At 66.5% G+C, this 15306-nt stretch carries 17 protein-coding genes; 7 read left to right on the top strand and 10 right to left on the bottom strand.

Annotated elements, in window-relative coordinates; all coding sequences use genetic code 11:
* Positions 1-142 precede the first annotated feature (142 nt).
* Together ACGFNJ_RS24690 and speD are read left to right on the top strand one after the other, a co-directional pair.
* Positions 143-1243, top strand: coding sequence for a type III PLP-dependent enzyme (locus ACGFNJ_RS24690; protein WP_393452541.1), 1101 nt, complete (start codon positions 143-145; stop codon positions 1241-1243).
* Between the two features lie 8 nt (positions 1244-1251).
* Complete coding sequence (speD, locus tag ACGFNJ_RS24685) at positions 1252-2454, top strand: adenosylmethionine decarboxylase (RefSeq protein ID WP_393452539.1); 1203 nt, start codon at positions 1252-1254, stop codon at positions 2452-2454.
* A gap of 74 nt (positions 2455-2528) precedes the next feature.
* Here speD and ACGFNJ_RS24680 read toward each other — a convergent pair whose 3' ends face one another.
* The 5 genes from ACGFNJ_RS24680 to ACGFNJ_RS24660 all read right to left on the bottom strand — a co-directional run bounded on the left by ACGFNJ_RS24680 (position 2529) and on the right by ACGFNJ_RS24660 (position 5735).
* Entirely contained in the window at positions 2529-2732 is a 204-nt protein-coding gene (locus ACGFNJ_RS24680) for a 4-oxalocrotonate tautomerase family protein (RefSeq protein WP_393452536.1), read from the bottom strand.
* Positions 2732-3466, bottom strand: a complete 735-nt coding sequence (locus tag ACGFNJ_RS24675; RefSeq protein WP_393452533.1) for an SDR family NAD(P)-dependent oxidoreductase — start codon at positions 3464-3466, stop codon at positions 2732-2734. Before ACGFNJ_RS24675 ends, ACGFNJ_RS24680 begins: the two co-directional genes overlap by 1 nt.
* 76 nt (positions 3467-3542) lie before the next feature.
* The gene (locus ACGFNJ_RS24670) at positions 3543-4133 is read right to left on the bottom strand and encodes a TetR family transcriptional regulator C-terminal domain-containing protein (RefSeq protein ID WP_393452530.1); all 591 of its coding nucleotides are present in this window, start codon (positions 4131-4133) and stop codon (positions 3543-3545) included.
* Positions 4134-4314: 181 nt separating this feature from the next.
* Positions 4315-4770, bottom strand: coding sequence for a gamma-glutamylcyclotransferase family protein (locus ACGFNJ_RS24665; protein ID WP_393452527.1), 456 nt, complete (start codon positions 4768-4770; stop codon positions 4315-4317).
* A 56-nt stretch (positions 4771-4826) separates the two neighbouring features.
* Complete coding sequence (locus ACGFNJ_RS24660) at positions 4827-5735, bottom strand: hydrogen peroxide-inducible genes activator (protein ID WP_393452524.1); 909 nt, start codon at positions 5733-5735, stop codon at positions 4827-4829.
* Between the two features lie 124 nt (positions 5736-5859).
* Between ACGFNJ_RS24660 and ACGFNJ_RS24655 the strand changes: the two genes are divergently transcribed.
* The 3 genes from ACGFNJ_RS24655 (at position 5860) to ACGFNJ_RS24645 (ending at position 7951) form a co-directional block, all read left to right on the top strand.
* Positions 5860-6447, top strand: coding sequence for a peroxiredoxin (locus ACGFNJ_RS24655; RefSeq protein WP_107658151.1), 588 nt, complete (start codon positions 5860-5862; stop codon positions 6445-6447).
* A gap of 87 nt (positions 6448-6534) precedes the next feature.
* Positions 6535-7074 carry a carboxymuconolactone decarboxylase family protein gene (locus ACGFNJ_RS24650; protein ID WP_393452520.1) on the top strand — a complete coding sequence of 180 codons (540 nt, stop codon included), beginning with the start codon at positions 6535-6537 and terminating at the stop codon, positions 7072-7074.
* Positions 7075-7276: 202 nt separating this feature from the next.
* Entirely contained in the window at positions 7277-7951 is a 675-nt protein-coding gene (locus ACGFNJ_RS24645; protein WP_393452517.1) for a PhzF family phenazine biosynthesis protein, read from the top strand.
* A 183-nt stretch (positions 7952-8134) separates the two neighbouring features.
* On the opposite strand, the gene ACGFNJ_RS24640 is transcribed toward ACGFNJ_RS24645, so the two are convergent.
* The 4 genes from ACGFNJ_RS24640 to ACGFNJ_RS24625 form a co-directional block, all read right to left on the bottom strand.
* The gene (locus tag ACGFNJ_RS24640) at positions 8135-8833 is read right to left on the bottom strand and encodes an anti-sigma factor domain-containing protein (RefSeq protein WP_393452514.1); all 699 of its coding nucleotides are present in this window, start codon (positions 8831-8833) and stop codon (positions 8135-8137) included.
* Positions 8826-9503, bottom strand: a complete 678-nt coding sequence (gene sigK / locus ACGFNJ_RS24635) for an ECF RNA polymerase sigma factor SigK (protein ID WP_393452511.1) — start codon at positions 9501-9503, stop codon at positions 8826-8828. Before sigK ends, ACGFNJ_RS24640 begins: the two co-directional genes overlap by 8 nt.
* 358 nt (positions 9504-9861) lie before the next feature.
* On the bottom strand, positions 9862-10641 hold the full coding sequence (locus tag ACGFNJ_RS24630; protein WP_393452508.1) for a DUF5134 domain-containing protein: 780 nt from the start codon (positions 10639-10641) through the stop codon (positions 9862-9864).
* Positions 10642-10727: 86 nt separating this feature from the next.
* On the bottom strand, positions 10728-11765 hold the full coding sequence (locus tag ACGFNJ_RS24625) for an AraC family transcriptional regulator ligand-binding domain-containing protein (protein WP_393452505.1): 1038 nt from the start codon (positions 11763-11765) through the stop codon (positions 10728-10730).
* Between the two features lie 457 nt (positions 11766-12222).
* Between ACGFNJ_RS24625 and ACGFNJ_RS24620 the strand changes: the two genes are divergently transcribed.
* Positions 12223-12954: an SDR family NAD(P)-dependent oxidoreductase gene (locus tag ACGFNJ_RS24620; protein WP_393452502.1), complete on the top strand. Its 732-nt coding sequence runs from the start codon at positions 12223-12225 to the stop codon at positions 12952-12954.
* Between the two features lie 16 nt (positions 12955-12970).
* On the opposite strand, the gene ACGFNJ_RS24615 is transcribed toward ACGFNJ_RS24620, so the two are convergent.
* Positions 12971-14602, bottom strand: coding sequence for an acyl-CoA synthetase (locus tag ACGFNJ_RS24615; protein ID WP_393452499.1), 1632 nt, complete (start codon positions 14600-14602; stop codon positions 12971-12973).
* Between the two features lie 139 nt (positions 14603-14741).
* Here ACGFNJ_RS24615 and ACGFNJ_RS24610 point away from each other — a divergent pair, with 139 nt between their 5' ends.
* Entirely contained in the window at positions 14742-15260 is a 519-nt protein-coding gene (locus ACGFNJ_RS24610; protein WP_393452496.1) for a GNAT family N-acetyltransferase, read from the top strand.
* Positions 15261-15306: the final 46 nt, after the last annotated feature.

The raw sequence follows: 15306 nt of genomic DNA, 5'->3' as shown, positions 1-15306 counted from the left end.
CAGAATCCATACAGGTCACCGACCACTTCGCGTCACTTTTTTGACGCCTGGTGACGGTGCTCTCGTCACGAGGTTTGACGGATTCGTTTCTGGGTAGGGGCCGCTGATACTCTCTCCGCTGCTGCCAAGCGAAAGATCAACTATGCCCGAATCACCGTTTCTTGTCATCTATCCCGAACGAGTGCGCGAAAACTACCGCGCACTCGATGCCGCCATGCCCGCGGCGCGCATTCGCTTCGCGGTCAAGGCAAGTCCGGTGCCGGAGATCATCCGTTCCCTCGACGAGGAAGGCGCCGAGTTCGATGTCGCCAGCATCGGCGAGATCGAACTGTGCTTGGCGCTCGGCGTCGAACCGGAGACGCTCTGCTACGGCAACCCGATCAAGAAGGCCGCCGACATCGCCCGCGCCTACGCGTTCGGCGTGCGCCGGTTCGCCTTCGACACCGAGGACGACCTGCTGCGCATCGTGGAGCACGCGCCGGGCTCGGAGGTCGAATGCCGGTTCCTTGCCTCGGCTCCCGAGTCACGCACCCCGTTCGGCACCAAGTTCGGCTGCACGCCGGGCGAGGCGTTCCGACTACTCGTGCGCGCCCGCGACCTCGGGCTGCGGGTGGCCGGGCCGTACTTCCACGTCGGATCGCAGCAGCTCGATCCGAACGCGTGGCGGATCGGCATCGAGCAGGCAGGGCGGATCGCGGAAGCGTTGGCCGACAAAGATATTCACGTCACATCGGTGAATATCGGTGGTGGTCTGCCGATCGCGTACGCCGATCAGGCCCCCGCGCTCGACGAGATCGCGGCGGTGATCCACACCGCCGCGACCGAATTCTTGCCCGAAACCGCCGCCATGGTGGTGGAACCCGGCCGCGCACTGGTCGGTTCCGCGGGCATCATCCATGCGGAAGTCATCGGCGTGCGCGTTGCGCCGGACGGCCGACGCTGGGTGTATCTCGACATCGGTCGCTACAACGGAATGGCCGAGACCGAGAACGAGTACATCGCCTATCGGTTCGTCACGGATCGGGACGGTGACCCTGTCGACGAGGCAGTGGTGGCTGGTCCGACCTGCGACGGAGACGATGTACTGTATCAACGCACGCGAGTCCTCCTACCGACCACGTTGCGAGCCGGTGATCGCATCCAGATCCTCGACACCGGTGCCTATACCGCGAGCTATTCGTCGGTGTCCTTCAATGGTTTTCCGCCCTTGACCGTTCATGTCTCGGGCGCTGAGCGAGAGTGAGTTTGCCCATGACGGCGGATTTCACCGGCTGGCACGTGCTGGCCGAGTTCGGTGGTGTCGACGCGGCCCTTTGCGACGACCTCGAACAACTCGAATCGGCGTTGCGCGAGTCTTTGATCGCCGCGGGCGTCACCATCTGCGATGTCGTACACAAGAAGTTCGATCCGCAGGGGGTGACTGTCCTCGCGCTGTTGTCGGAGTCTCACGCCTCGATTCACACTTATCCCGAGTCCGGCGACATCTTCGTCGACGTCTTCACCTGCGGCAGTATCGGCGCCGGTGCGTCGAAGGCTGTCGAACTACTGCGAGACAAGTTGTCTCCCAAGGATGTTCGAATGCAGGTGATCCGCCGCGGGCATGGCTCGCAGCGGATCGAGGAGCCGGTCGGCGCGGGCCTGACCCGCATCTGGGACCTGCACGAGGTGATCGTCGACACTCGTACTCCGTTCCAGCACATGGTGATCGCGCGGACCGAGCAGGGCATCAGCCTGTTCTCCGACGACGATCGCCAGTCCACTGAGTTCTCCCAGCTGACCTACCACGAGGCCATGATGGTTCCGGCCTTCGTGCTGGCCGAGAAGCTGGACAAGGTGCTCATCATCGGTTCCGGTGAGGGTGTGGCCAGCCAGATGTCGGTCGCCGCAGGCGCGACACTGGTCGACCACGTCGACATCGATCAGCTCGAGGTCGAGCTGTGCGCCGAGCACCTGCCCTACGGCTACACCAGCGACGAGCTGACCGCCGCCGTGAAGGGTGAGGGCCCGATCAAGGTGCACTACGCCGACGGCTGGGATTTCCTGGCCAACGCCGCCGAGGCGGGCATCCGCTACGACGTCATCGTGATCGATCTGCCCGACGAGCGGGTCGAAGACGCGCAGCACAACCGCCTCTACGAGTCGGAGTTCCTGTCCCGATGTCGGGCTCTGCTCGCACCAGGCGGTGTGCTGAGTGCGCAGGCCGGTTGCGCGACGATGTGGCGGAACGAAACGTTGAAGCGGTCGTGGAACCGTTTCCACGAGCAGTTCGGCACGGTGGTGCAGTACGGCAGTGACGAGCACGAGTGGACGTTCCTGTTCGGGTTGAACGAGCGGATCGATGATCCGGTCCAGGGCATGACCGATCGTCTGGTCACGCTGCCCTACCGCCCGGAGACCGTCGACGCCCGCGCGCTCGTGCGCGGTGCGATCGAACCGCACGCCCTGCGCGTGTAATCCGACACCGAACGCACCGTCTCCCGCGAAACCTCGTGGGAGCCGGTGCGTTCGGCGTTTTCGGGTCCTCCCGGTCAGGATTGCCGACGCCGATATTCCTCGACGTTGACCCCGCCCACACCCCAGTCGGTGAGCTCGACCTCGTCGATGACGACAAACGTCGTGGCAGGGTCCTTGCCGAGAACGTCCTGCAGTAGGTCGGTCACACCTTTGATCAACTGGGACTTCTGTTCTCGGGTCACGCCTTCGTTGGTGACCTTGATGTTCACGTACGGCATCAGGCGGCCCGCCCCGAGATGAACCCGCCGTCGACGGGGAAGATGTGCCCGGTGGTGAACTCCGCGTCCGCGAGATACAGGACGGCGGCGGTGGTTTCAGACACCTCGCCGATGCGATTCAGCAAAGCCAGTCGGCCCGAGGCTGTTTCATCGCCGTCACCGAACAAGGGGGTACGGATGATGCCGGGAGCCACCGCGTTCACCCGGATGCGATCCGCCGCGAGTTCGGCGGCAAGGCTCGTGGTCAGCGCGTGCACGCCGCCCTTGCTGACCAACGCCGCCGACGCGGGCAGTCCGGCGAGCGCGTGATTGACCAGCACCGTGCCGATATTGACGATGCTGCCGCCCCGCGCCTGCCGCTGGAGCTGCCGCACCACCGCCTGCGTGGTGAAGTAGGTGCCCTTCAGGTTGCCGCCGAGGTAGCTGTCCAGGTCCGCCTCGGTGACGTCGACGAACGGCTTCGCGCCGAAGATCCCCGCGTTGTTCACCAGGACGTCCACGCCGCCGAACCGCTCGACCGCCGCCTGCACCAGCGCGGAACCCGTTGCAGGAGAACCGATATCTCCCGCGAAGGTGGCTACTCGCGCCGGCGCACCGAGCTCGGCCGCCACCTCGGCGAGTTTGCCTGCGTCGCGGCCGTTGACCACCACGTTGTCGCCGCGCGCCACGAAGGCGCGGGCAATATCGCGGCCCATCCCGCTGGAGGATCCGGTCACGATCACCGTCTTCGTCATAGTTCCCTCTCTCATTGATACGACCGGTCGTCTTGGAATAGGCATACGAAACGACCGAGCATGACTAGGCCCCAGGTCAGGGCCGGAAGTAGTCCCCCAACAGGCGATTCAGGCACTTCTCCAGCGGTTCGAGCGTCCGGTCGATCTTCATCCGGATCACCGCACCCTCCCACGATTCGAGCAGCAGATCCGCCAGATCGGTCGCGTCGATATCGCCTCGGATCATCCCCGCCGCCTGTGCCGCACGCAGCTGCTCGGCCACCCGATCGCGCCACGCACCCCACGCACTCGACAGCGACTCCCGAAGCAGCTCACTGCCTTCCAGCTCACCACCGAGATTCGCGATCAGACACCCGCCGGTGAAATCCGCCGCGACGAAATCGTCCATCAGCCGCCCGAAGAACGCCCGCAGCCCGCTCACCGGATCGGCAGCCGCCTCGAACGCCTCCGTCAGATTCCGCTGCACGCACAGCGAGTGATGCTCGATCACCGCCTGCCCGAAGCTCTCTTTGCTGTCGAAGTAGTTGTAGAACGACCCCTTGGGCACCCCGACCTTGTCCAAGATCTGCTTGATCCCGGTCCCGTGATACCCACTGCTCAAGAACCCAGCAGCCCCTTCCTCCACGAGCAGCTGCCGAGTATCCCCACTCCGTCGAGGTCGCGCCATCCGCCCAATATACGACCGGTCGTCTACGAATTGCAACCCGAGCCCCTCTCGACCCGCTATCGACCTGGACGAATGATCACGAGGCACTGGTGGCGGCAACGTTCGAGAGCTCTCCGCCACCAGTGCCCTCTCACGCGCTACCCCGGATGGCGAGCGACCGCAGCGGTCCCGGGGCGTGGAGTCATTGAGTGTTGGGGAAGGTGGAGCGGCGCCATGTTGCGGAGCGGGCTGCGAATTGCGACAGGTGGGCAGCGGCGAATTGCGAGGCGTGCCAGTCGCCGGGTTCGGCGGCAGCGGTCCAGACGTAGGTAGAGATCGGGCCGAGGTGACCGGGGAGGCATAGGGGGCGGAGGTCGTACTCGTCGTCTTCGAAGGCGTCGAGGATTGCCCACTCCCCTGCGGTGAGGCCGGAGAGTAGGACGCCGTGGGCCAGGCTGTCGGCGGCGGAGACGAGACCCGGGTACACGCGGCCCGGCAACGCGGCGACCCGCCAGCCCGAGGCGGTAGTCGGACTGAGGTCCGGCACGCGATCGAGGAGTACCTCGAGCACCTCTGGAAACTGGAGCGTCCCGTACGCGAACAACGAGTGCCCGAGCCTGCCGGAAAGTCGACCGATGCTGTTGTCCGACAATCTCATTCGCTACTCCTCTCCGGCTATCGGTACCACACCAGACATTTCGCCGCTTGGTGCGTTCACTCCGGGCGCTGGGTGCGGATGATGGCGGCGAGGTATTCGTAGTCTTCGGCGCGGGCGGTGGAGGTGCGGTAGGCGAGGCCGATGGTGCGGCCGGGGGCGGGGGTGGCGAAGTGGGCGGTGTCGAGGGTGCCACGGGCGGTTTCGGCGGCGACGGCCATCTCCGGGATCAGGGTGACGCCGAGACCGCCTGCGACACACTGCACTACGGTCGCGAGGGAGGCCGCGCGGGTGTCGCCGACGGCGGCGGGATGGACCTCGGCGGAGCGGCACAGGTCCAGTGTTTGGTCGCGGAGGCAGTGGCCCTCGTCGAGCAGGAGGAGCGGGAGCGCGTCGAGAACGGACGGGGCCAGGTCGGTGCGTCCGGCCAGTTCGTGCCCGCGCGGAGTCACCAGCACGAATTCCTCGGTGTAGAGCGGTATTTCGACCAAACCGGGGACGTCGGCGGGCAGGGCGAGCAGCGCGACGTCGAGCACGCCGGTGCGCAGACCGTCCAGCAGTCGCGCGGTCTGATCCTCGACCACCTGCGGGTGGAGCGCGGGTAACTTCTTGTGCAACTCCGGAAGAAGACCTGGCAGCACATACGGAGCAACCGTCGGAATGATGCCCATCCGCAGCGTCCCGCCGAGGCCGTCACCGGTCGCCGACGCGACGAAACGATCCGCCGCTTCGAGGGTCGCCATCGCCTTCGGCAGCAACCGCATGCCAGCCGCGGTCACCAGAACCCGGCGCGTGCTTCGTTCGATCAGTTGCAGCCCCAACCCGTGTTCGAGTGCGGCGAGCGCCTGCGATAGCGTGGGTTGGCTCACACTGAGCCGCGCTGCGGCAGTGCCGAAGTGGCGGTATTCCGCGACCGCCACGAACGCACGCAGCTGTGACAGGGTCGGCTGATAAGTCTGATCGGTCACGGCTATCAGTGTAGTGCGACTGATCACCTTTACCTTTCACCAGCCCTTCCGGCAAGATCGGCGGGGAGCTTTTCTGCTTTTCTGCACAGTCTTGGCAAACCCACACAGAACGAGGAGATTAGGCATGGCCTTGCTGACCATCGGCGACCAATTCCCGGCATACAACCTCACCGCAGTCATCGGTGGTGATCTGTCGAAGGTCGACGCTCAGCAGCCTGACGATTACTTCACCCAGATCACCAGCGACGATCACGCGGGCAAGTGGCGGATCGTCTTCTTCTGGCCGAAGGACTTCACCTTCGTGTGCCCGACGGAGATCGCTGCGTTCGGCAAGCTCAACGAGGAATTCGCGGACCGCGACGCGCAGGTGCTCGGCGCCTCCGTCGACAACGAGTTCGTGCACTTCCAGTGGCGCGCCCAGCACGAGGATCTGAAGACCCTGCCGTTCCCGATCCTGTCCGACCTGAAGCGCGAATTGGCCGCTGCCACCGGCGTTCTCAACGCGGACGGGGTTGCCGACCGCGCGACCTTCATCGTGGACCCGAACAACGAGGTCCAGTTCGTCTCGGTCACCGCAGGTTCGGTCGGCCGCAACGTCGACGAGGTGCTTCGCGTGCTCGACGCACTGCAGTCCGACGAGCTGTGCGCCTGCAACTGGAAGAAGGGCGACCCGACCATCAACGCGGGCGAACTGCTCGCCGCGAGCGTCTGAGTCGAAAAACGCTGCGTCACTTCATGAACGGCCACTATTCACCGCCCCCCGCGCAGGCGGGGACGATCCGATCCGAGGATTTGAAGAATGAGCATTGAGAACCTGAAGAACTCCCTCCCCGAGTACGCCAAGGACCTCAAGCTCAATCTGTCGTCGCTCGCACGCACCACCGTGCTGAACGAACAGCAGCTGTGGGGCACCCTGCTCGCCTCGGCGGCCGCGTCCCGGTCGGCGACCACGCTGCGCGAGATCGCTGACGAAGCCGCGAACGTCCTGTCCGAGCCTGCCTACAACGCCGCGCTCGGCGCCGCCTCGATCATGGGCATGAACAATGTGTTCTATCGGGGCAAGGCGTTTCTCGGCGGGCGCTACGACGACCTGCGGGCGGGTCTGCGCATGCAGATCATCGGTACGCCCGGGGTCGACAAGGCCGATTTCGAACTGTGGTCGTTCGCGGTCTCGTCGATCAACGGTTGCCAGCATTGCTTGGAGGCGCACGAGCACACGCTGCGTGAGGCGGGCGTGTCTCGTGAGGTGATCTTCGAGTCGCTGCGTGCGGCCGCGATCGTCGCCGGTGTCGGACAGGCTGTTGAGTCGACCGCGGCACTGGCCGGCGTCACCGTCTGATCCGTGAGGGTCCGAAGAGGTTGATCCGTCGGGTCCGAAGAGGCCGCCACCGCTCCACGCGAGCAGTGGCGGCCTCTTTTGTGAACATTGACGAACCCGATGTCGGCGACGCCGCTCGCTGCTGCGGCAGCATGCCTGGTGAACGGGGGGTGTGGTCCACGCGACAGCTCGGCGTCGGTGCAGGCTAGTAGGCTCGGTGACCATGAGCACACAGGTTGATGTGGTGCGGGTGTTCACCGATTCGGCGGGACGATTCGGTAACGAACTGGGGATCGCGCGGGCCGCCGATGTGCCTGAGGCGGACCGGCAGGCATTGGCCGCCAAGGCTGGATACAGCGAGACCGTCGTGGTCGAAGACGCGGTCGACGAGGTCGCCAGGATGCGGATCTACACCCCGACCGTGGAGTTGCCCTTCGCCGGGCATCCGTCGGTGGGCACCGCCTGGTGGTTCGCTGGACACGGCACCCCACTGCGCCGGTTGATCGTGCCCGCCGGGCCGGTCGCGGTCGAGTTGGCCGAGGGCCTCACCTGGATCACGGCGCGCGCGGAATGGGCGCCGGACTTCACCTTTCACCAACTCGGCGACACCGAAGAACTCGCGGCGCTGCGCCCGGACGACTTCTCCGGCGGCCCGCACTACCTGTGGGCCTGGGTCGACGAGAACCGCGGCGCACTGCGCTCACGAATGTTCGCCCCGACCCTCGGCATCCCGGAAGACGAAGCCACCGGTGCCGCCGCCGTCGCCATCACCGCCCTCCTCCGCCGCGGACTGGTCATCACCCAGGGCAAGGGGTCGCAGATCTTCAGCGCATGGGACTCCGACGGTTGGGTCCGCCTCGGTGGACGCGTAGTCGCCGACCAAACCATCGAGATCTGAGTAAGGACCCGCCACACCAACGGCATTCCGCGACTTGATAAGTCGCCGACCCTAGGTTGGACCGCGCGTTAACCGCTTCGCGGCCCCGTCGATCACCTGCGGCCCGATGCGTCAACCACGTTGTGGCTCCACGACGCCCGACCACATGCGTCGACGGCTGTGGTCGTTGACGAACACGTGGGCTCAGGGCAGTAGGACGCCGGCTATCGGGTCGGTTGTTGGTGCTGGCGATCCACCTGTTGGTTCGACGCTGACGGCCAGCTTCTCTCCCCTGGCGAATGTGGTTACGAATGGTCTTCCTGCCGAAGGCAATTCGGCCAGTATGCCGACGGATCGGGGCTGATGGCCATCTGGCACCAGCCAGACCTGGTACACGTGGTCGGGGGGCGGTTGTGCGACGCCGTCGAAGGCCATCAGTGCGAGGCGCTGGTTCGGCGAAATCTCAACGACCACAGTGCCGCCGCCGGTGACCGGGGTGGTCAGTGTGCGGGCGACCGGTTGGTCTACCCTCGGCGAGTCCGCGACGCGGTCGGCGACCACGGTGCCGCCGATCACCAGGCAGACTGCCGCTGCGGCGGCCATCAACCATCGTGCGCGGCGTTTGCGGGTGGACAACCGAACGACTCTGCCGTCGGCGGGGAGTGCCGCCAGTATCCGTTCCTCCAGTTCCGGCGGCGGGGCCGTGGCGTCGAGTACTGCCACCCGCGCCATCACGTCGCGTAGGTGCCATACGGTGTCGGAGAACGCTTTCCGCACCGCCGGATCCGCGGTGGCCAGCCGCTCCTCGATGTGTCGGCGCTCGATTTCGGGTACCGCGTCCAATGCGCACGGGTAGGCGAGGTCGAGCAGTTCCGCGTCGGACCGCGGGGGCGTGTCAGCCATCGGCGCCTTCTCCGGACAAGCATTTCTCCAGTCTCTTCAGTCCGTCCCTGATGCGGGTTTTCACCGTGGGTAACGGCACCGAGAGATGGTCGGCCACTTCACGGTACGTCCGCCCGGAGTAGTACGCGAGTGCGATTGCTTCGCGCTGGATGGAGGTGAGCGTGTCGAGGCAGTCGAGCACCTCCTGCTCCTCCATCCGTTGCGTCACCGATTCGGCGACGACGTCGTGATCGCGGCCCGCCTGGGCGTGGGCGTAAGCCAGATCCCGGACGGTGGCGGCGGCCTCCGCGCGGACCCGGTCGACGGCGCGGCGGTGCGCGATCATCATCAGCCACCCGATCGGGCTCGACCGTGCCGCGTCGTACCGGTCGGCGCTCGACCACACCTGGAGGTACACCTCCTGGACGACTTCTTCCGCCGCGGCATGGCTGCGCAGGATGCGCAGGGCGAGTCCGAAGACTCGGGAGCTGGTGAGCCGGTAGAAGTCGGTGAAGGCGGCGCGGTCGCCGGTGCCGATCGCGGCGAGTAGGCCCGCTGATCGGCGGCTGACGAGTAACGCGCGCTCCCGGTCGCGGCCGGTGCGCAACCTGCATGCGAGTACGGAATCGTCGACGTCCAGGACTGGATCTCCGGGGCGATGCACAGGCGCTGACCCGCGCCAGTTACTCATAACTCTGCCTCGCGGACGCTCAGCTCCGTCGTGGGCGAAGCGCCCCAGCGCATCATCAGTTCGCTCATGCCCGCGCCTCGCCGACGCACGACACTGGCGCAAGCGAACGCCCGACTGTGCCCACCGCTCGATCACCGCACTCGCTCATGCCCGCGCCTCGCCGACACTCAACTCCGGCACAAGCGAACGCCCAGCTGCGCCCACCGCTCGATCACCGCACTCGCTCATGCCTGCGGCTCGCCGACACTCAGTTCCGGCACAAGCGAACACTTGGCCGTACCCATCGTTCACCGAATCCTCTGCCTGCATAGAGAGGGGTTCGGTCTGCGCTGGCGTGCGGATTGGTCTGCGGCACCGCTCAATTCGAAACGGCCGCGATGAGCATGTACGCGGTGCCGAGGTCCATCACCACATGCGGCACCATCGCGGACCGCTTTCGCGGCCCGGTCCATGCCACGACACACCCACCCGCGCATCGCACAATCCCCAGGCCGCCCGGCGTGTTCACCGCCTCGCGCCCGGTCGCGCCCGCGAGCGTGACGAGCAGCGCGTCGGCGGCGAAAAGCCCCGCGATGATCAGTGCGGGCACGGCAGCGGGCCCGCCGGTATGTCCGGTTGGCGTATGTCCGGACATCGCGTACAGCATCGCCGCGGCCGTCGCCGTGTGATACCCGAGCGGCACCAGCCGCTCCCCCGGCATCGCGTGCGAATCGGCACGCCACTGCACGACCCGACTCACCAACAGCCCCGCGAAGACGACGACCATCGCGGTGAGCACACCATGCACCGCCGCCGGACTCGCCGCGGCCGGAAAGATCAGCATCGCCAACATGACCAGGCACATAGCGAGATGCGCCGCATCGGACTCGTGATACTCAGCTGCCTGCTCCCCTACCCCCGCACCGTGTTCAGGACCCGAGCCCTCGCACGCGACGATGTGGCCAGCTGGCACAGTCGGGTCGTGGGTTGGGTCTGGTTGGGGTGAAACATGTTCCGACAGCACAGCGGACCCGGTTCGATTCCGTCCTGCGATCGCTCGTGGTGGGGCTAGGCGGGCGAGCACGATGGCGGCGGCGATCAGGAAGGCGGCGATCGCGGACCAGCGTAGTGCGGCGTACTCCTGTACGAAATGCGTCACCGCCCACCACCTCTCGTCGCGGCGATCGTGGTTCTTTCGTGCCCGCATCGGGTACCACCAAGGATGCCCTGTTCGGCGGTGTGCGGTCAGCGCGGCACGGACTGCCGGTATCTGTCTACGGCGGTGCGGGCGAATCGGCCCGGCGAAACACCGCGCCATTGCTTGAACGCGTTCGAAAAGCTCGGTGCGCCTGAATATCCCATGCGGTAGGCGACGTCCTCGACGGTCAGGCCGGTGGAGAGGAGTTCTTCGGCGAGGGCGCCGAAGGTTTCGGCGCAGAGCTGACGGTAGGAGGTGCCTTCGTCGGACAGCCTGCGACGCATGGTGCGCAGGCTCATGTGCAGTCCGGCGGCGACTTCTTCCTGACTGAGCCTGCCGTTCATCCGGTGCATCAACATTTCCCGGACCGAGCCTGCCACGCCCTGCCGCAGGCCCCGGCGCTGCAGCAGGTCGTCGCACTGTTCCTCGAACAGCTGGGCGGTGAGCGGGCTGGCCTGCGGCATCGGCTCATCGATGCCGATGGCGTCGAACACGGCGACTTGGAGCTCGGTCGATTCGGTGCTGGGAATCCCGAAGTCGTCGAAGAGCGGCTTCAGCCGCGGGCGCAGTCCGCCGGCGATCTCGACGCGCAGCACCGGCGGCGGGGTACCGAAGACCATGAACCAGTTGGTCAGCAGCGCCGACACATCGCGTTCGGCGAGGAACGCGCGCAGGTCGTCCGGCAGGTCACGGTCGTCGCCGTAGAGGTAGATCTCTTCGCCGCGGTAGACGTGCCAGGCGCGGGCGAACGAGGTCATCAGGCTGAAGTAGCGCATGGCGACTTCGATGGCTTGACGCATCGTCGGGCTGCTGAGCACGGCGAGGGCGAACACGCCGTGGGTGGTGATGTGCGTGCGCGTGCCCGCTTCGACGCCCAGTCCCGGCGGGTCGCCGAGCAGGGTGACGATATTGCGGACGATCGCCAGTTCCTGCGCCGCGGTGATCTCCGCGCCCGGCGTCTTGAGCACGCGCGGGTCGATGTCGGTGCTGTGCAGACACTGATTCTGGGTGAGGCCGTGATCGTCCGCGAGTTCGACGAGGATCGCCGCGTTAGTCACCGACCGCCGCCACTCCCATGAGGCCACGCTCCCATCGTTGCCTGCTATGGCCGGAACGCGCAAGGTTTTTGGCCGGAGATCGTAAGTTCTACTGCTTCAAGGGGTTCGAGTCGCCCGAGCAAACCGTCCGCCCGGTTCCGCACAACCACCTGCGCGCACCCGCCTCACCCCAGCTTGGCACGCCCTACCGATCCGCACGCCCACTTCGCGCACCCCTCACGAATCGCCGCCCCATCCGAGCGGCCGACTCGGACCTCCACGTGGCCGAACTACGCAAAGCAGTCCCGCAGAGCAACCAACCCCGATGGCCGATCTACGCAAGGTTCTTGGCCGGAGTCGGCATGGACAGCAAACCCTTCCCCGTACCCATGATTCACCCCTGTTTCCGCTGGCCGGATTGCGCAAATTCATGACCCGATATCGCATGGAACGAAGCGCCAGCGACCATCTAGCGTTTAAGGGAGTCGAAGGCAGGCGAAACCATATGTCTCGGAAGACACTCGCTGGCAAACGCATCGCGATCACCGGAGGTGCGCACGGAATCGGACGTGAGACCGCGCTGGCCTTCCTGGCGGAGGGGGCCGATGTGGCGATCGGTGACATCGACACCGGATCGGTGCGCGCGGTCGCCGATCAGCTCGCCAGAAGCCACGGGGGCACGGTGGTCGGGCTGCCGCTCGATGTCACCGACAGCGCCAGGTTCGCGAGCTTCCTCACCTCGGCCGAACGCAAGCTCGGTGGGCTCGATGTCGTGGTGAACGCCGCCGACGTGATGCCTGCCGGACCGTTCCTTGCGGAGTCGGAGGCCGAGACGGACCGCCAGATCGACATCAATCTGCGGGCCGTGATCATCGGAACCCGCCTTGCCGCAGAACGATTCGCCACGCAAGGGCAGGGGCAGATCGTGAACATCGGCACCGCGGCCGGGGTGACCGCGGCGCTGGGGGTTGCCGTGTATTGCGCGACCAAGCACGGCGTGGTCGGGCTCGGCGCCGCGCTCGATCAGGAACTCGGCGAACTCGGCGTCACCGTGAGCACGGTCGCCTCCGGCTCGGTCGAGGATCCGGAGGCGGTCGCCGATGCCGTTGTCGAGTGTGTGGTGCGGCAGCGCGGCGGTTTGATCAGCGTGCCTGCCTCGCACGGACTTCGCACCGCGTTGGGACCCTCAGGCGGCATCCTGCGTCGCCTGTTCGCCCGCAACGGTCAGCTCCGCTGAGTCACCCCGAATCCGATTACAGCTCGCGCAGTTCCCGTTTGAGCACCTTGCCTGTCGGATTGCGCGGCAGCTCGTCGACGAACAGCACATCGCGCGGCACCTTGAACCGGGCCAGATGCTCCTTGACGTGCGCACGCACGTCGTCCTCCGCGAGGGTGTGCCCGTCGCGCACCACAATCACCGCGCGCAACCGCTGCCCGTACCGATCGTCGTCCACGCCGAAGGCACTCACCTCCGCCACCGCGGGGTGCGCGGCAAGCAGCTCCTCGACCTCGCCGGGGAAGACGTTCTCGCCGCCGGAGACGATCATGTCGTCGTCGCGTCCGTCGATGAAAAGCCTGCCTGCACTGTCGAAGTGGCCGACATCGCCGCTCGACATCAGCGTGCCGATGCGATCCTTGTCACGGCCGTCGGTGTAGCCCTCGAATTGGTAGGTGTTGCCGACGAAGATGCGTCCGGTCTCGCCTGCGGGCAGTTCCGCGCCGTTCTCGTCGAGAATCCTGACGGTGGCGCTCGGCACCGGGCTGCCGACGCAGCCCGGCTCGACCGCCAGGTCGGCGGGGGTCGCGATGGTCGCGTAGGCGACCTCGGTGGAGCCGTACAGGTTGTAGAGCACCGGCCCGAACACGTCGAGCACCTTGGTGCACAGGTCGGCGCCGAGTTGCGAACCGGCGACGAAGATGATGCGGAGCGCGGAAAAGTCGTGCCCCGCACGGGCGTCCGGACCGAGGTCGATGATGCGCCGCAGCATCACCGGTACCGCGATCACCGCGGTGGCCCGATGCCGGTCCATGCTGTCGAGCACCGCCTGCGGGTCGAAGCGGCGGCGGATCACCAGCGTTGATCCGAAACCGAGCGCGAGGGTCGAGAACGCGAAGCCGAGCGTATGGAACAGCGGCGCCGCGCATTCGATCACCTCGCGAGCCCGGAACGGCACCTTGTCGAGGATGGCGCCCAGTGGCGCCAGCGAGGTCGGTTCACTACGCGAGGCGCCCTTCGGGGTGCCGGTGGTCCCGCTGGTCAGCAGGATGATCTTCGCGGTCGTGGTCGGCCGCTTCGGCGTGGTGCGCGCCGCACCGGCGATCAGATTGTCCAAGGTGTCGACGCCGGGTTCCTCGGCCCAGGCACGGTAGCGGCCGCGCGGCGCGTCGAGGTCGCCGAGGATCTCGGTGTATTCCTCGTCGTAGACCAGCAGGTCCGCGCCCTCACGACCGACCACCTCGCGCAGCTGCGGACCGGCGAAATCGGTGTTGAGCAAGAGAATTCGCGCACCGCACTTGGCCGCAGCGAACACCGCGTAGTGGAACCCGCGATGGTTGCGGACGAGGACGGCCACGGTTTCTCCGTCCCGCAGACCGCGCGCCCGCCACGCGTTGGCGAGCGCGCTGGTGCGGTCGTCGAGTTCGCGGAAGGTGACCGGCCCGCGTTCGTCGATGAGGGCGGCCCGGTCCCGGTAGCGCAGGGCGCCGACCGAGACGAGTCCGCCGATCATGCCGGAGCGCAGCACCGCGACGCCCATTCGGGCGAGGCGGTCCGGCCGTTCCGGCGTGACCAGTCCGGCGCGGACCGCCAGTGCGGCGTAATAGGTTTCGTCGAGCACGCGGCGCGGCACCGCGGCCGCCAGCGTTGCGACCTTGGCCAGCTTCATGATTCGTACCCCCTGGCGGGACGGCGAAGTCCACCGAGCGTTGCGGGCGAGTACCTTCACCATAAGTCGTGCTGCATGCGGTTGGTGACGGTTCCCACCTGAGACCACACGTGGGATGAATTCAGTGCATGATGATCGAATGTCTAGCAACACCGACCAGTCGGTTATCTCGGAAACACTCGTCACCGGCGCCCTTCTCACCCTGCGCATCACGGTCGACGATCTGTCGGGGCCGGAGATCGCGGCCCTGCTCACCGATCATTTGACCGACATGGCCGCGCAGTCCCCCGCCGAGAGCATGCACGCACTCGACCTGACGGCCCTGCGCCGTCCGGAGATCACCTTCTGGAGCGGCTGGGACGGCGACACCCTGGCAGGCTGCGCCGCGCTCAAACAGCTCGATGACGAGCACGCCGAGATCAAGTCCATGCGCACCGCCGCGACCCACCGCCGCCGTGGCATCGCCGCGATGTTGTTGCGCCACCTGATCGCGGAAGCACGCCACCGCGGATACCGGCAATTGAGCCTGGAGACCGGGACGGTCGAGTTCTTCGCCCCCGCCCAGAAGCTCTACGCCGCACACGGTTTCGAGTACTGCCCGCCCTTCGGCGACTACCAGCTCGACCCGTACTGCACCTTCATGACCCGCACCCTCTGAGCGATGCCCGGCGAGCAGGCCGGCGCACGGCCCTTGGCTCGCGGCA

It is taken from the genome of Nocardia sp. NPDC049149, from assembly GCF_043197455.1.
Taxonomy (GTDB): domain Bacteria; phylum Actinomycetota; class Actinomycetes; order Mycobacteriales; family Mycobacteriaceae; genus Nocardia.
The sequence above is the reverse complement of the archived record's forward strand: the minus strand, read 5'-3'. Positions and strand labels throughout refer to the sequence as shown.

Bases quoted from the DNA above. Each gene is read 5' to 3' on its own strand.
- ACGFNJ_RS24690 (WP_393452541.1), top strand. From the start codon at position 143: ATGCCCGAATCACCGTTTCTTGTCATCTATCCCGAACGAGTGCGCGAA.
- speD (WP_393452539.1), top strand. From the start codon at position 1,252: ATGACGGCGGATTTCACCGGCTGGCACGTGCTGGCCGAGTTCGGTGGT.
- ACGFNJ_RS24680 (WP_393452536.1), bottom strand. From the start codon at position 2,732: ATGCCGTACGTGAACATCAAGGTCACCAACGAAGGCGTGACCCGAGAA.
- ACGFNJ_RS24675 (WP_393452533.1), bottom strand. From the start codon at position 3,466: ATGACGAAGACGGTGATCGTGACCGGATCCTCCAGCGGGATGGGCCGC.
- ACGFNJ_RS24670 (WP_393452530.1), bottom strand. From the start codon at position 4,133: ATGGCGCGACCTCGACGGAGTGGGGATACTCGGCAGCTGCTCGTGGAG.
- ACGFNJ_RS24665 (WP_393452527.1), bottom strand. From the start codon at position 4,770: ATGAGATTGTCGGACAACAGCATCGGTCGACTTTCCGGCAGGCTCGGG.
- ACGFNJ_RS24655 (WP_107658151.1), top strand. From the start codon at position 5,860: ATGGCCTTGCTGACCATCGGCGACCAATTCCCGGCATACAACCTCACC.
- ACGFNJ_RS24650 (WP_393452520.1), top strand. From the start codon at position 6,535: ATGAGCATTGAGAACCTGAAGAACTCCCTCCCCGAGTACGCCAAGGAC.
- ACGFNJ_RS24645 (WP_393452517.1), top strand. From the start codon at position 7,277: ATGAGCACACAGGTTGATGTGGTGCGGGTGTTCACCGATTCGGCGGGA.
- ACGFNJ_RS24640 (WP_393452514.1), bottom strand. From the start codon at position 8,833: ATGGCTGACACGCCCCCGCGGTCCGACGCGGAACTGCTCGACCTCGCC.
- sigK (WP_393452511.1), bottom strand. From the start codon at position 9,503: ATGAGTAACTGGCGCGGGTCAGCGCCTGTGCATCGCCCCGGAGATCCA.
- ACGFNJ_RS24620 (WP_393452502.1), top strand. From the start codon at position 12,223: ATGTCTCGGAAGACACTCGCTGGCAAACGCATCGCGATCACCGGAGGT.
- ACGFNJ_RS24615 (WP_393452499.1), bottom strand. From the start codon at position 14,602: ATGAAGCTGGCCAAGGTCGCAACGCTGGCGGCCGCGGTGCCGCGCCGC.
- ACGFNJ_RS24610 (WP_393452496.1), top strand. From the start codon at position 14,742: ATGTCTAGCAACACCGACCAGTCGGTTATCTCGGAAACACTCGTCACC.